Below are 15,642 nucleotides of genomic sequence, written 5' to 3'. Positions count from 1 at the left end.
ACCCAGCGCTGTAAGTGGTGGAGCCGCTGCCAGCTTCCTCAGCCACGGCCTGCGGCTGACTGCCCTGATGCGAGACCGTGAGCAAATGATACTTGATGTTGTAGTCGTCGTTCGGGTGGTCGTTCAGCGCAAACTGATGACCTGCCATCAGGTGAATCGCATTGGTGGCGCCATGCCCTGTGGTGGCCTCAACACGTGCTGCCTCCAGCCGGTGTTTTGTGAACGGCTTGCCGACACCATCGGCCTTGTAGCGACCCGGATACTCATAGAGCGCATAGTCTCCGGCAGAGCCGTTGTCCTCACCACGCTGATGGGCGTGTTGCTGGTTATAAGGCGGGTTCTTGAAGGAATAATCGCGCTGCATGAAGCTGGTGGCGCGCAGCTGCTCGCGCAGGACAAAGCTGTTGCAATAGACGCCTTTGACCGCCCCGCCGGCCATACTGTTATATTCCAGCTTTGGCTGGTCCGGCAGCTGCGAGACGATCTGCGGGTTATCAATGAACTGCAGCGTATGCTGGCCATTGGCACCATAGGTGAAGTAGTACCAAATGCCTTCTTCTGCCGTGATGCGATCTAAAAAGCTTAAGTGACTTTCCCGGTACTGCACGCAGTATTCACGGGCCGCATGGGTATCTGTCAGATCCCACTTCACATCCTCGACGCCGTGTTCTTTCAGCAGGATCTTGACGATCTCGGGCACGCTTTTCTTCTGGAAGATCCGGCAGTCAGAGCCATGGGCGAGCCGGTGCAGGCTGGGCAGCAGCGTGAGTGAGTAACTGGTGCGGTGATGGCCTTCATTGCCACGGGCAATCTCGGCGATCACTCCGGAGAGATGGCGCAGGCCCTCGTATTTATGATGGATGGTCAGTGTGGCGGGCGTATCCAGCAGGCTATGCAAATCCAGCGCATTGTCGGGGCTGGCAAGCTCAATCTGGATCTGCGTGAGGCCATTAAGGCGCTCTGTTGCCGCGAACCCGGCGACCAGCAATTCCGCGTTGGGCTGCGCAGGAGCTGCAAAGGTAAAGGCCAGATCTTGTTCCTGGAAGAGCTGTGGGATTTGGACAATAGCATTCATAACAAACTCACTGGCAAAGGGAAAAACAAAGGAAGCATAAGAATTAAGAGTGATCTGGCGGATTGAGTTGGTGCATCACCATTGGCGGCGGATAGGGTTTGGAATGCCATTCATCAGCGGGACATAAAGTGCCCGGGCGCACATAGGTATGGAAGGCCTTTGCCGGTGCGAAGAACTCGTTCTGGCAGAGTAAGTACCCTTCGTCCTGCGCTCTTTGCCCAATTGATTGCGACCATAGATTGCCAGAAATAGCAAAGACCAGGAGCGATCCGAAAATGAGAATGAGGTATGTCTTTACGGACCATTGCAGCCGTTGATGCCCCCAGGGCGTGAAGACAAAATGAGTGATGGGGATCGCAACAGATCCAAGAGCTAAAGCCTGGATGCCATGAGCAATTTCAAAGTTGTCTTGTCCAAGCTCAATGACCTGCTGCGCATACAGAAAGTCAGAGATCGTACTCCACACCAAAAACACCATCAAAAGATCAAGCACAGCAGCGAACCCGTGTGCTCTGCGCGGATCCCGGCCAATCCACTGGCCAAATTGAATGGTCTTATCGATGTACCAGTTGATCATCATCACCGCCTGTAGATCTGATTATAAAGATCAGGGCCACCAAAGTGCCAGATGGTCTCACGTTCCAGATCATAGAAAAACCGATTGCTGCGGCGTTCAAGTTCTTCCACCTTCTGGCGCATGGAAACTTGTGCTTCACGAATAACTTGACCGGTTTTCTGAAGGCCGCGCGCAACAGCCTCACCAGTCCAGCGCAGGGCAGCAGACAGTTTTTCTCGCAGGCCAAACATCTTGTCCAGTTGTCCAAGCGCCATGCCAACAGCCATGCCAACAACAATGGCACCAGCCGTAATGGCAAGGGCAGGAATAGCAACTGTGGTGATAGCACCGGCCAGAAGCGCGCCAGCAGCTGCTGCGGCCATACCAGCCCCAATGGCAACAGCCCCGATCGCCACATCGACAATGATGTTGGCAAACAGTTCGCTGTAAAGCTGCGTATCGCTCATGATGAACTGCATGACATCCAGGGCCACATAACAGGTGATCATGATGATCGCATTCGCCCGGCCACCTGCCCGAATGGCTTCAGGTCCAATGCCAAAAGCAACAACCTTTGGAGAGGACGACAGATACCGTGTCCCCTTAAGAACTTCGCGTACTGCAGGATAGCCTTTGAAGATCACGTAGGTCTTCCCATTGGCTATCCTTGTGTAATAACGCCCCTTAATACCGATCTCTTTCAAAAGCTGATGTCCAGACCGGCTGTCCAGCAATGTGCCGGGCAAGGTGGCTAGATCTAAAGCTCCACCAGTCATAAGCGCCATGCCCTGATGGGCATCCACGATCGCCTGAGCAAACGCCTCAAGAGAGACCGCGATTGCCTCATCTTGAACCGGATTTACATCATGAGCGGCACTATGTTGCTGCGCCATACGTTGTTCCGCGAGCGGGTAGACCATCAGAATATCTCCTTATGCGGCTGATCCCCGGGTTTGACCATCAAGCGGTGGCCGGGAAACTGATCCAGAAAACCCCGGATCTCCAGCTCTTCGGACAGATCTTCGTGCAGTGCATCAGAAGACCGTTCAGGCCGGTCACGACCTTGCAAGACCACATGCGCAGTTCCTGCCGGATCGCACTCTTTGGGTGCAGCTTCAGCGATTGCCTCCACCTTACGCCGGCGCCACAGCAAGCTGCGAAAGAAGCTGCGCAAGTAGCCGCGCTTTGCTGAGGCTTTGCCAGAGACATATTGCATATTCCAACTCCGCAGATCACGCCCAAATCAAAGACTGCCTGGTGTGAACTCACCCAGAGGCAGTGTCCGGGCCAAAGCTGGCCCGGATCTGACTTCCATCCTCAATGAGGATAGAGACTTAAGCTGCAGGCGCGCGCCAGTCATCAGCACCGGACGTGCCGGAGACTGTGTGCTCCCACATGATCTTGCGGTAAGACAGTTCAATGGTGATCAGCTGCGTGAAGTCAGCGTTCTTCGGATCCTGACAATGCGGCAGGCCACACTCAATGTTGGTGATCAGCGCATCTTCAAAGGAGGTGGTGAAGAAATGCTCCTGCTTGCCGGAAGAATTGGTGCGGTACCATTTGACTTCACACTTCGGCAGCATCTCACCGGAGACCAGCGCATTGTAAAGCAGCGGGATGGACTTGTTCATGGAGCAGGTGAACTTGAACGGAGTGTGCACGCGCTGACCAGCTGGCTGGCCGGACTGGATATCACGAGGAATGATGACAGTGTGATCAATGGCCTGCACCATGATCTCGTCTTCATGGCCTTCCTGCCACACGTTACCGACGGAATCTTCAGTAAACGCGCCTTGAGTGATTGGACCCTGAGTTGACCCTTCAATGGTGATATAAGCGGGTGTTGGCATAGTATGCTCCTGGTGAGCGCCCTCCGTGTGCGGACAGACGCAGCAAAACAAATAAATGAACCCCATTTGACAACAATGGGCCACAGCCCCAGACCCCAGTCTGCGACAGCGTACCAACACAATTGCAACTTGCATGCCAACTTGACAAAACCAGCATCCAAGAATGCACGAAACATATTTAACTCTTGAGATATCAATAGAAATTAATTTCAAATCATGTGTAAAATCACTCACGGCGCGGCGCTATAAATTAAATACCGCTACGTAAAGCTGGGCCAGAATTGGCCCGGAGAGTTACCGAGATCTAAACAAATCAGCTATATTATTGATAAACCTGAGAAATCAGCGGGCCATTTTTAGCCCAGCCTGGGCCGTTTTTGGCCCGTAATTGAAATGTAAGGGATATTTGGAACAATCCTTCAATGGGGGTGTTCATGATACGTGTAATTTTTTCCAAGCGTGCCTTAGGCTCGCTCTAACGTTCAAAGAAACGTAGAATTTCGGGTCCATCGGCATAAAGGTACGAGAAGTCCCACGAGATTAGAGGCTGTAGGCGCGCATGGCCGTTTGGCGATACAGGCCAGGTTGAATAGGCTTGAGAGTGAGTAGAAACGGCGTTCTGAGGCTCTGCAGCCAACTTGTCCGCCAAAGGAACGTCTGACGGACAACAGAAACCCGTCCGACAGCAAGCGATGAGATGGGAAAGCGGACAATTTGAAAGGCGGACGATCAAACGGACGAGAACCTCCTGAAATCTGGCTTCGCAAGATCCCGCCCGATCAGTCATCCCCCAATAGCCCATTGGCTATTTATTTCTGAGGGTTATACGATCCACTATGGGACCACACGTACCTTTATGCCGACAGATCCGTTATTCATCAAAGTGGTTCACAACCACGTAACGCTCAGCTTCTTTTTTACTGCGTGGCAGAGGGTCCCCATTTTCCTTGTGTTCAAAAACGCCAACACCGTTATCTTCCACCTCTATCAAGATCCAGTCATCTGCAAAATTCGACCTGGAACTGTCATAAGAAAGTCGCCCTGACTTTAACGCAGCTTTCCATTGCCGCTTGGCCTGCTTGTCAATCTCTTCTTCTGTCATCTCTCCCTTGCCATAGTCCTCCCACACGTCACAGTGCAGATCGGAAAATTTCGGGAGGCTCGCTGGATTCTTGGAAGAAATCTTAAGGTGCTGGCGCAACACCTGTTCCAACTCCTTTGAAAGCGCATGGAGCTGGGGCACGGATATGGAATAACGCTCTGCAACCTCCTGATCAGTGGTGTCAGCTCGCAGCAACTCCATGAATGCCTGATACTTTTGTTCATTATTCAGGGATTTGCGTTTTTTCATCCGTGAGGTCTCCTCGGTCAAGTACAATAAGCCTGTGCTTTTGAGGTAAGCCAATATCTGGCCTTGCTGCACATTGTCGAGCCCCAATTGGGGTTGATTGCGGCTGAGTGTTAAATGACACGGCCTTCAGGACCATCGATAAGAAGAGTTCGAAGACAGGTGCCAATCGTCTTCGAACCATATGCACTTTGAAACCTAGATAGCCGGACAGGGCCTCTGTTATGCCTCCTCATCAATGACATCAGCCTTATCAATTGAGAACGCTTCCAAAGCGTGTTCCATGGCCGTCTCAACCAGTCCCATTTCAGGTTGATAGGATCTGTAGGACGCATAGGCTAGAATGAGCGTGACAGCGGCGCCCACTGCTTTGTCCGTATCTGGCGTACCTCTCAGTGCCGTGTAGATCTTTTCTTCAGCCTCGTTTGAGGCTTCTGGGATTAAGGCCAGATGTGTTTGGGTTCCCATAAAACTTGCTCCTTATATGAGATGAGTTAAGTGTCCACTCCCCTCCCCCTCTGGAAGGTTCGTTTCACTTTTCTCGTCATGGAAAGCCGTTCAGTGTGGTCAAGGTCATTCTTTGAATGCCTGCTTGCAGGTTGCCTTGACCATGCTGAAGGGAGACTTAGAGAACAGCAGGTAATGGAAGCCGCTGAGCGGCTTTCCGCCTTTCCTTGCACGAGGGACAGTCCCCGCATGGCCGAGACAGACAGTGAAGCGCTTTAGGTTGAGTTTTGCCGTTGCTGGCTCGTTAGAGACGGCAGGGGGAAATTATGAGACCTTAAGTGTGGAGGTGTGTGGCTTGGTAAGCGTCAAAGGCGCGTGGACAGGCCCGGTCTGCACAGCAGACGTGCCCCTGCCCTATCGTTTCTTATGCTCTAAAATACGGCGCAAGATTCCATCAGATATTATTTCATCAAAGGTCAGATTCAGAATCTCTTACTCATCGTGATCACCCATCTTACGATCCAGCAACTCATACCAGCCTTCCAAAAACACGACTTACAGACTTGAAAAACAATACTAATCAAGCTTCATCAGCTGATCTGACACCACGAACATAACTGACTGCAGATCTTCAAAAAAATGCCATAACAGATTGATATAACTAGCCTATTTCGAATGCAGAGGAAGCCACACCAGCTCACCTGAACCCGCGCTTTACAACTGGTAAGTTTCGAGATCTCGTTTCAGATCAAACTTCAGATGCAATTGGCCCATCTTTTCATTTTCAAAACAATGAGACTATGAAGCCTCTTATATTTCACCATTATTATCAGTTAGATACATCAGATAGTCATCTTGCTACCAGCACTCAAAACCTTGTTCGTTATTTTTCTGCAGCTTACATTGCAACCGACTTGTGAACTCCTGAGCCAACTCCAGATCTTAGAACCTCTTAAGTTCGCTACCCGCTTAAAAAGCTGTTTTTAAATTCGTCCCTTCCGCTTGATCTATCACTTTCCTTGCTCATTTCATGGCCTGAAGATCACCTTCGCTTTCATTGTTTGTGGCCCAATTTGAGATCTGAAGTAAAAACCCCTGCCCTAAATTTTCAGAGACTTTGCCTCGATCCTTCTTTGCTATTTTATAGGCCTTCTCATTTTTCTTCCCTCTCTGATCTGCCTCGCGGTCCCGCCTCAATGTTCTGTGGTGGTTTGCGTACTTTTGTTGGACGCACTCAATGTTTTTTGCTTTCAAGTGCAACGAGCCCAAACACTGTTCTAAGGGTCGATTATGTCTGACAAAAAGAATAGCTCCCGAAATCTCTTAGGGTGTCATTTCTCACTCAGCCACATTCACCCTCTTCAAGTTGAGATCCGCGACCTTCCCTCCTGCCCTCAACCTTCCACCCGATCTGGTCACTCGGCAAGGATAGCCACTCCTTCCGTTCCTTTTCTCAAAGCGGGTGCATAGCACCCATTTGCAAGCCTAATAAAACAGGCCGCAGGCGTGTTTTAAGTAGCGCGCAGCGGCAAAGCGTGGGGCGAAGGGTGAGCAACAAGGCATAGCGCAGCATTGCCGCCGTGCCGATCCCGTAGTCACACCCCGTATCGGCCCACCGCCTTAACTTCTTGTTCAAGAATTGCTTGTGATGGCAGGTAAGAAAAGACCTGAAACCGCCCGCACATCTGGAGGGCTCGTGTGTCAGTCTCTCAGTCAGAGCCAAAAGCTTGAGCCTGCGGCCGTCCTGGTCGAATTGTGCTTGCAGCTCCGGACTGTTCAAGTAGAATCTGGATGATTGAAATTTGGACCGGAGTTGCCTCCTCCGCTCTGAAGATTTTCAAGAAATCACCTTTTCGAGCACGCGCAAAATGAACCATTTTAGTTGCATGGGGCACCATGAAATCAATCGTCATTACAGAAAAACCCTCGCAGGCCCGCAATGTCATGAAGGCCGTTGGAAATCGATATGGAGAGGTACTGGCGGCACAAGGACACTTGCTGCGGCTTCAATCTCCTGAAGAAGCCAATCCGGATTGGAAAGCCTGGTCTTCAGCTTTGCTGCGTCCTCAAAGTGGCCGGTATGAGCTGGTTACTGACAGAACCAGCGGTAAGGGTGAGCGCCTTGATAAAATCAAGCGTGCTTTAAGCAGTGCTGATCAAGTTATCATCGCCACTGACTGCGACCGCGAGGGTCAGGCGATTGGTGAGAACCTTTTGCATTTTTACGGCTACAACGGCCGCGTGCTGCGAGCAATGTTTACGGCAGAAGATGAAAAGACGCTTCGCGTGGCGTTTGCCAGCGCCAAGCCCAACGCCAATTACCGTTCACTTTATGATGCAGCGGTCGCCCGAGCTCAGGCCGATCAGGTGTTCAATCTCAGTCTGACCAGAACCGCAACGACCAGACTGGTACCTTCTGGTGTACGTGCTGTCATCGGCATTGGCCGTGTTCGCACCCCAACGCTTGGAATTGTCTGCAGGCGTGAGCTAGAGCTTTCCAACTTCAAGCCACAAGATTACTTTGAGCTGACTGCAGATGTTCAAGGTGAACATGGGCTGTTCCAGCTTCACCACCGGCCGTCTGACAGCGAGCGCTATTTTCAAAAGGCTACAGCTGAAGCAATCGCCACCGCAGCAACCGGCTGGCACGGTCCAGCCAGCGTCACACAGGAAAACCGGCGTCAGGCTCCAGGCAAACCCGTTGATCTTCCAAGCTTGCAAAAACAAGCTGCCAAATGGGGATGGACGGCGAAGAAAACATTAGACGTTGCACAGGCTCTTTATGAGATCCATAAACTGACAACCTACCCACGCGCTGCTGTGCGCTACCTTCCTGAGAACATGGTTGAAGGAGCAAGCGCTGTGTTTGCCGCTCTTGTTGGCGGCGGCTATGTGAAGGATCTGGACTGGCAGGCCCCAACAATCAGGACAGGCAAACGCGGTGTGTTCTCAGATGCCGGACTAGCTGGTGAATCTCATCATGCCATCATTCCCAATCCAGCTGTGATTGATCAGTTTGCGAAGATCATTGCAGGACTGAACGCTGACGAGCGAAAGCTGTTTGATTTCATAGCCAAGACATTCCTTGCAGCGCTAGGCCCTGATTACGAATATCACCAAACACAGATTGCTATCAGTGTTCCGGTGAATGGTCAGACTATCGTGTTCAAGACTGTGGGCCGCTCTACAATTCATTCAGGCTGGCGTGCTGTTTACGGTGAGTTCATCGAGGACAGGTCATCCTCAGATAGCGAGGCCGAACTGCCTCGGGTCGCAGACGGTGAAAGTGTCGGGATCTCGACTGTCAGCATTGATGCCAAGAAGACAAAGGCACCAGCCCGCTACACGGAAGGGTCTTTGATAGAAGCCATGCAAAACGCATGGAGGCTTGTCGAAGATGAGGGCCAGCGTGCACGGCTGAAGGAAGCCAAGGGCATTGGTACTCCGGCAACCAGAGACACTATAATTGAAGGGTTAAAGAAGCAAAGCTTCCTGACTGTCTCGAAGGGCAAACTCTTTGCAAGCGATACGGCTATGCAGCTCTACCACCTTCTGCAGGGCCGGTGTCCTTCTCTGCTTGATCCAGCAACGACCGCAACAATGGAAGCGCGACTTGATGACATTGTGAGGGGCAGTGCCGGTGCTGATGAAATCATTCAGGAGATCTGCAGGTCAGCAAAGACGGCAATTGACGTGCTGGACGGGCAGGGGGCTAAGCTCGATATCCAGCGCAAACCGAGCCCAGCCATGGTCAAAGCAGCTAAGAGCAAAGCTGAGCGTGAGGGCAAGCGTTTCAGCCGCGCAGATCTGGCAAGCTATGACACGTTGCGGGCTTATCTGGGACCAATGAAGGAGCGGGCAGGGGAGCCATCCGCTCCAAGCCCAGCACAGCTCAAGTTGGGAATGACGATAGCTGAACGTTTGGGACAGCCTCTTCCTGATGAAGCCAAAAGCTCAGCAAGGGCTCTGAGCAGCTGGATAGACGCGAACAACTTTGCCAGTGAGAGCCAGATGAAGTGGATCTCTAAGTTCGTTGAGGAAGGCAAAATCAAGAAACCTAAAGGCTATCCGAACAAGGTATCTCCCAAGGTCGCCAAGGGGCTGCTTGATAAGATGTTTAAGAGGACAAAAAAGAAGTGAGATGATGGCTTAAAAGGCGTTTATTGCGCCTTTTATTTGCTCTAGCCCCTTCCAGAAATGCCCCTTTGAACGTCATCCTGATCTGATAAAATAATAAGCCATTGTAATACAACAACCATTTATAAGATCGTGAACGCGTTCACGATCTTAGCCATTCATAGAGCGCACATTGTTTTAATCTATTCAATCAGCAATGAGATTGGTTCTCACAATCAAAGTTGCCCAATCAATTCACTTTAACTTTCTTTGCTCGCAAGTCCGAATAAAGTACGATGTAGGGCTAATTTCCCTTCAATTGCCCGATCAATACAGGCACGGAAATACCCGCCAGGACTAGAAATAGCCAAAGGGTCTCGAAGCGCCTTTTCAGCTGTTGCAGCAAGTACAGCTACAGCTGTATAGCGGCCAACTTTATTTTCTGCCTGCATCCAACCTACTTTAGATAGACCAATTAACAATGAAATGTCGCCACTCAACTCAAATAAATCAACCCAGCTGCGCACCTCGAATCCTAGGGCCTCTTTCAATTGGATAAGCGCTTTGCTCATCAAGCCAATTGAAATATTTTCTAAAGCCAATCCTTCAGGGCAGGGTGCCTTTGTGGCAGAGATTTTGCCATTTTTGGTTTTATCGTAAGCCATTTCTACCCCGACTTGTTCGGGGTCATGTACGTTGGAGTGATTAGCTAAAGCTAATCTCCGTTTTCTATTACTAGAATCAAGATTATGAATGTTTGTATGATTATAAGGGGTCACGCTGATGTCACCCTCGGAGGACATTTCGTTCTTATCAAAGAGTGCAACAGCTTCTTGATAAAGCATTTCTAATGCTTCTGCTTTCTCTGCCATAGAAAGATTACAATTTTCAAGTTTCGCTCTCGCATCTTGAACGCGTTCAAAGCAAACTTCTTCCTGCACCGCTAGCACGGCCAGATCTTCTAAATGTCGTCTTAACCGGCTAATGGTTCTTTTTGCTTCCTTCTCAACCTTAAGTTTCTCAGCAAAACCTTTAGCTAGATCTTTCAGCTCATTTACACGTTGGCGGGCCGGCGAAAAGTCAAAACCATACCCGACTTGAATCTCGCCGTATTTCCCTCCTTCAGAAGCATCACGCCGTATAAAGCGTCTACCGGTTGGGCTGTCTCTATAAGCAAGCACACCTGCTTCAGAGAGCTTCTTGATGCACCTGCTTACTGTTCGCTTAGAACGGCAGACATACTCTGCAAGTTTTTCATTAGAAATTGCAACCAACGGCTTTCGATCAGGTCTCCAATCATCTGAAGAGGTCAAACCGATCAGGATATCCATCACTTGATATGTAGTCCCATCAATTCCGAGGACAGGAGCAACTTTCTTTAAGGCAAGAGACACTTCCGATTTAGTAGTCTCAACGATGTCATTTGCCATTGCTAGTCGCTGAGATGCTACAATACCTGGTGTAAGTTTTCGAAATGTGGCTACATATCCTGAATTTTGCATAGCAAAGCCCATCAGCACTACTGCATGCAGTGCTTATCTAATGCGTTAAAAACCGCAAAGGTTGAATTTTTAGGCATCGAGGAGGTCTGGGCGCAGAGAATCATTACCTTCTCAAATTTGGAAGGTTGATTTTGTTGCTTCTCCGAAGTACTTTGAACTTGCTAAAGTAGGTAATTCGGTTGACCAACTGAATGCTGTACAATTTAAGGCCCTACTGTTTACCGACAGTGGGGCCTAATTCATTTGAGAGCTACGTCATCGTGCTTCTCCCGAACTGCTCTTCGTATTCTTCAATGAGAGAGTTAAGGCGTTCAGATAAGAACTGCGCAAATTTACTCCCATCTTCACCACTAAATGCTAAAGTGGCCCCTTTTTTCTTATGTGTCATTTTCAGCAGATCTGTACCTTTCTGCAGGGACCATGTTTCGGAAGATGCCGATATCTCCTTCCGATCTCTTGTGCTGTCTGTAGCAGCAGTCCCTTGACAATTTTCCTCGTACGAGGTGGGTGCAGTGACACGCACAAAACGCTCATCACTGTCACTAGAGAACCAGTCGCTCTGGTCTTTAAGCTTTAAAACCCTGCGTTCAATCTGATCACGCACCTTGGGGTCTCGCATCCGATCATTGAAGCTTTGCCATTTAACCCGCCCAATGCCATGGGCCGGTCCAATAGCTTCCAGCACGTTTTCTGGAATGTCGTTGATGGACTTCAATAGCTTTGAAACAATTGAAGGATCACTGCCACCAATTGATTTCACAATCACAGCACGGGGAAAATCCCGATTTAAATTTTTAGCAAAGTTGGCACGTTGAATATAAGATAAGTTCTTACGCTCAGCATTTTCCTTGCCCTGAGCAATTACCAGTTCTTCATCTGACAATTCGCGAACGATAGCTCGGACCACAATATTAAGTTTACGACACGCTAGAACCCGGCGATGCCCATATGCTATCTGATAGCTGCCCTCTTTCTCCGGGTGTGGGCGCACCAGTATTGGAACCTCTTGTCCAGATTCTTCAATACTATAAGCCAAAGCATCGATGTCTTCACTCTGGTTCTCAAATGCTCGATCAGCGACCATAGACGGTAAACACAATTTAGCATTGAGAAGTTGAATTTCGCGATCTTTCCCCAAACGTTTGTGGAATGAGAACGCAGATACCCCGGAGTCCATTTTTGAGGCTGCAGCTGCTGTTGGCATTATAGGTGCGGCGGAAGGCGCTCTCTTTGACTTTGCTGTCTTAGCAATCGCCTCAAACTTTGATGTTGCTTTAGACATTACGATCCCACCCCTTCTCAACTATAGACAAAAGCTCTGAGTTGACTGCGTTCATTGCTTCTAAGCCACGCTTATAAGTCTGCCTGTTGAATTCGTCTCCAATTCCCTCATAAAGGGCTCTGTTGTTAAGACCTGCTTGAGAAACGGCCGCAGACCTCGGCATAGCGTTATCTAGCACGCTTTCCAATCGGTGCCGCATCATCCCAGCAATCGCTGATTGGGTTGCATCTCGGGCTTCATAGCGAGTTATAAGATAATTCATCGTCCTATTCATGAAGCGGCCTTCATCCCCGATTACCTGAGCGTTTTCTTCCAAAACACCTAAGTTAACAGCCAGTGATGATAGATATTGCTGCATAGATTTAATATCCAGCCACTCAGGCTGGATAGTGATAAACAGATGATCTGCTGCGCCAATTGTAGTTTGGCTCACAAAATGGAGGCTTGGCTGCGTATCACATACAACCACATCGTAATCTTCCTCAACTGTCTCAAGGATACGTCGCAGACGAAGGAAGTATTGTTTCTTTTCTAAACACTCTGACATGATGGCATACTGATCTTCTTCTGCCTGTTCCAGCTGTTGTAGCCTTGTAGGAGACAGCCCCGGTAACGATTTCTCATTATCAATTGCTACCAGTTCAGCACGCGCCTGAGCCTCATAAAAATTTGCCTCAGTCATAACACGCGGAGTATCAGTCTCCCATTCAGACATCCACATGCCGCCAAGAGCAATATCGATATTAGGGAAGTATGTGTTCTTGATGAGACTCTTTAAAGGGACAGGATCATCATACCGCAAGGCTGCATTAATTGAATCATTCTCATCTACTAGAATCGGGCTGTACCCAAAAATCGTGGAGGCAGATCCTTGTTGGTCCATATCAAGGAACAGAACCCGATATCCTTTAAGTGCTAGGTAAATGGCGAAGTGTACTGAACTAGTAGTTTTTGCAGATCCACCTTTAAAGTTTGCAAAGGCCGTAACGGCAAGCCTATCCTCTGCTCTCCTCTGAGGATCGTACCTTACAGCTTTATTCAGATCATCTCCTGCACGGGAGGCCAACTCTTTGCGGATCTTGTTCAAGTCTTCTAAGGTATAAACTCTATTCTGTGAGTTACCTACTCGTTCAAGATCCAACTCCATCTCATTCACAACACGTGTTAGGTGCTGACGGGTAATCCCAATCAACTCTGCTACCTCACCAGCTTGAAAAGGTCTCAATACTTTCTCAACCTCTGGCTCAGTAGCAGCGGCGGCTGTTGCTTCAATAACAGACGTCAATTCGTCCAAATCATTGAGCACCTGATCTCTAAGGCTAAGACCAGAAACAGGGCTTTCAGTCTCAACAACGGTTTCCATCATGTTCGCCAAAATACCACCCTAACCCAAACAACGTGAACATACACAACATACTGTAACTTTCCGACAAAGTGCTGGTTCCGGGATAGCAATGTCAACGACAGAATGGTTAATGAACATTAACCCCTTTAAGAAATTGAAGCTAAAATAATGACTAACTCATTGATATATATGCATATAATAAGGATATTTATTATTCCAACAATGTACTGTCGCTTGCTCTATGAGAGTGGACAACATATCTCGATAAATGAAATCGATATAACTTCTCCAAATAAAAGAATCGGGCTGGACAAGCGTGTTATTCAATTCTCGTCCAGCTGGGGCAAGACAAGATCCGCTAAAAATCGCACGCCAAGAAAGAACACTAAGTGAACATACCACCATTCCAGATTAGCAATGTTCGCTTTCGAGAGATCCGAGAATAGCGTTGAACTCATCAGGCGTTAGAAACTGCATATCCTGTCGTTCTGGCCACACCTTAAGAACCATGGACTTAGCTGACTCTGGTACACCGGCCTCCATAGGAGCCCCAATAATCCATGTTGGCAAGTTCAGTTGCTTGATCTTGTCAAACATCATGCGGGCAATATTTTCCAGCTCTCCTCGTGTCGCGGGATTCTCAGCAAACACCAAATGAGCGTAAAAACCATTGCAGCGACCGCACTGCGTGAGCTTGCTTGGAACCACGTGTGATGCGCCAGGAGGGGGCGTCTGATGCGAATGTGGAACTTCCTCGACGCTACCCATAAGCCGCTCTAGCTCCTTGTTCAATGCAAGTGCTATCGGTGCAAATACTTCCCTTCGCTTATCGGCCATTGGGTCGTCATCGTTGCCTGTTATCTCGGTCAAAATCCTAGAGTGATCGTCTGCCGTTCCTTGTACGGTAAAGCGCCCCAGCTCACCGAGATCCTCATGGCACAAATACCAGGCAGGGCTTCCGTTAGGTAGTGTTCTGCGCTCGCACGAAACATCCACTGGCAAAATATCTGAAAAAAAGCTCATTCCGTTCACTCTGCTAATCTGTTTGCTCATGTTGGCCGAAGGATGCCCGATTTCCTCCTTTTGAACCAGCTTATTCCGAATGATTTTCTGAGTCATTGTGCCGGTGTGCTTATTGGTTCAGCTGCCGCTGCCATTTTCAAAGAAACCAGGATGTTCCTGATTTACGCCAAAGTGAACGAGCCGAGTTTTATATCTTCGGTTGATTTGGTCCACGGCTGTTGCCAGTTTTTCGTTCGGATTTGGCTTGCCAGGTTCCGGAGAGTTGAACAATTCGCCGGATCGTTCTGCAAGCGGCAAAACATCTGTTAGCTGGACCGAGATTGAACCGACAAGGTAGGGCCGCCGCTTAATCATGATCTGCCAGAGATGTTCGTAGATGCTGAGGAACAATGCTGTGTCTTGTGAGGCAACGCAGCTCTGGGTTTGGCTCCATCCTCCAGATGGTAAAAACCGAAGCTGCAGGCTGAAGCGTTTGGCGCAGTACCCGTCGCGTCTCATGCGTTCAACAGCCTTTTCCACGAGCCACCGGCCAACCAACTTTGCTTGGCTGGAAACTCGGTATTGAGGAGCCAGAACTTTTGAATTGCCATAACTATTTCGCTTTGTTTCCTGCAGCGGGATGTTCTCACCCTGCAACGCCCGCACAAAGCGCTCTCCTTCCACCGAGTGCCATATCAATCTGGCATGGCGAGGGTCCAGGTTGTAAAGCGAAGGAATGTCATAGATCCTTGCCTTGTAAAGCCGCTTACTGATGCCTTGAGAGATTCCGGGCAAATCTTCCAGCTTCAGCTGGCTCAAACGGTCTGGCATATTTTCAGGGGCCAACCATTGAAGCCCATCAGGCTTTTCCAGCTTTCCCGCTATCTTTGCTAGAAGTTGGTTCGGGCCGATGCCAATTGAACACCTCAATTGTGAACCAACCTGCGTAGCTATGGCTTTTTTGATCTGTCGTGCGAGAGAAAGTGCTTGACCGAGAGAGGCTGTTTTGCCGCCTAAGGCAACCTGAAATTCATCAACGGATCTGACGTATTCAAGCTCAGCCATGCTATCGACGACACGCGCTATTTTTTGATTGACCTTGACATATAGCGGATGACG

General features: G+C 49.3%; 12 protein-coding genes and 1 pseudogene. 1 reads left to right on the top strand and 12 read right to left on the bottom strand.

The annotated features are described in order from the left end of the window. From tssI to PsAD46_RS12920, 7 genes are all read right to left on the bottom strand, one after another. Positions 1 to 1,075 (bottom strand): type VI secretion system tip protein TssI/VgrG (tssI, locus tag PsAD46_RS12950; RefSeq protein ID WP_153040735.1); only part of this gene is annotated, 1,075 nt, incomplete at its 3' end. 43 nt (positions 1,076 to 1,118) lie between these two features. Next, positions 1,119 to 1,652, bottom strand: a complete 534-nt coding sequence (locus PsAD46_RS12945; RefSeq protein WP_153040734.1) for a hypothetical protein — start codon at positions 1,650 to 1,652, stop codon at positions 1,119 to 1,121. A gap of 2 nt (positions 1,653 to 1,654) precedes the next feature. Next, positions 1,655 to 2,551 carry a hypothetical protein gene (locus PsAD46_RS12940; protein WP_063307080.1) on the bottom strand — a complete coding sequence of 299 codons (897 nt, stop codon included), beginning with the start codon at positions 2,549 to 2,551 and terminating at the stop codon, positions 1,655 to 1,657. Continuing rightward, the gene (locus PsAD46_RS12935; RefSeq protein WP_063307079.1) at positions 2,551 to 2,847 is read right to left on the bottom strand and encodes a hypothetical protein; all 297 of its coding nucleotides are present in this window, start codon (positions 2,845 to 2,847) and stop codon (positions 2,551 to 2,553) included. The genes PsAD46_RS12940 and PsAD46_RS12935 overlap by 1 nt, the downstream gene beginning before the upstream one ends. A 118-nt stretch (positions 2,848 to 2,965) precedes the next feature. Then, complete coding sequence (locus PsAD46_RS12930; RefSeq protein WP_057465969.1) at positions 2,966 to 3,481, bottom strand: Hcp family type VI secretion system effector; 516 nt, start codon at positions 3,479 to 3,481, stop codon at positions 2,966 to 2,968. Between the two features lie 871 nt (positions 3,482 to 4,352). After that, entirely contained in the window at positions 4,353 to 4,832 is a 480-nt protein-coding gene (locus PsAD46_RS12925; protein ID WP_063307078.1) for a hypothetical protein, read from the bottom strand. A 219-nt stretch (positions 4,833 to 5,051) separates the two neighbouring features. Continuing rightward, on the bottom strand, positions 5,052 to 5,297 hold the full coding sequence (locus PsAD46_RS12920) for a hypothetical protein (protein ID WP_063307077.1): 246 nt from the start codon (positions 5,295 to 5,297) through the stop codon (positions 5,052 to 5,054). A gap of 1,875 nt (positions 5,298 to 7,172) precedes the next feature. On the opposite strand from PsAD46_RS12920, the gene PsAD46_RS12905 reads away from it, so the two are divergent. Beyond that, complete coding sequence (locus PsAD46_RS12905; protein ID WP_063307074.1) at positions 7,173 to 9,416, top strand: DNA topoisomerase; 2,244 nt, start codon at positions 7,173 to 7,175, stop codon at positions 9,414 to 9,416. A 236-nt stretch (positions 9,417 to 9,652) separates the two neighbouring features. On the opposite strand, the gene repC is transcribed toward PsAD46_RS12905, so the two are convergent. The 5 genes and pseudogenes from repC to PsAD46_RS12880 all read right to left on the bottom strand — a co-directional run. Further along, positions 9,653 to 10,906: a plasmid replication protein RepC gene (gene repC / locus PsAD46_RS12900; protein WP_208981831.1), complete on the bottom strand. Its 1,254-nt coding sequence runs from the start codon at positions 10,904 to 10,906 to the stop codon at positions 9,653 to 9,655. A 238-nt stretch (positions 10,907 to 11,144) separates the two neighbouring features. After that, positions 11,145 to 12,176 (bottom strand): plasmid partitioning protein RepB, encoded by a 1,032-nt coding sequence (gene repB / locus PsAD46_RS12895; protein WP_063307073.1) that lies wholly within the window; start codon positions 12,174 to 12,176, stop codon positions 11,145 to 11,147. Beyond that, on the bottom strand, positions 12,169 to 13,539 hold the full coding sequence (locus PsAD46_RS12890; RefSeq protein WP_063307072.1) for an AAA family ATPase: 1,371 nt from the start codon (positions 13,537 to 13,539) through the stop codon (positions 12,169 to 12,171). The genes repB and PsAD46_RS12890 overlap by 8 nt, the downstream gene beginning before the upstream one ends. A gap of 393 nt (positions 13,540 to 13,932) precedes the next feature. After that, a complete protein-coding gene (locus PsAD46_RS12885) occupies positions 13,933 to 14,640 on the bottom strand; it encodes a hypothetical protein (RefSeq protein WP_063307071.1) in 708 nt (235 codons plus the stop codon). Between the two features lie 21 nt (positions 14,641 to 14,661). After that, positions 14,662 to 15,642 (bottom strand): annotated as a pseudogene (locus PsAD46_RS12880) (hypothetical protein); the annotation flags it as partial.

The organism is Pseudovibrio sp. Ad46 (assembly GCF_001623065.1).
In the GTDB taxonomy this organism is placed as follows: Bacteria; Pseudomonadota; Alphaproteobacteria; order Rhizobiales; family Stappiaceae; genus Pseudovibrio.
This window is presented reverse-complemented; position numbering and strand designations above follow the sequence as displayed.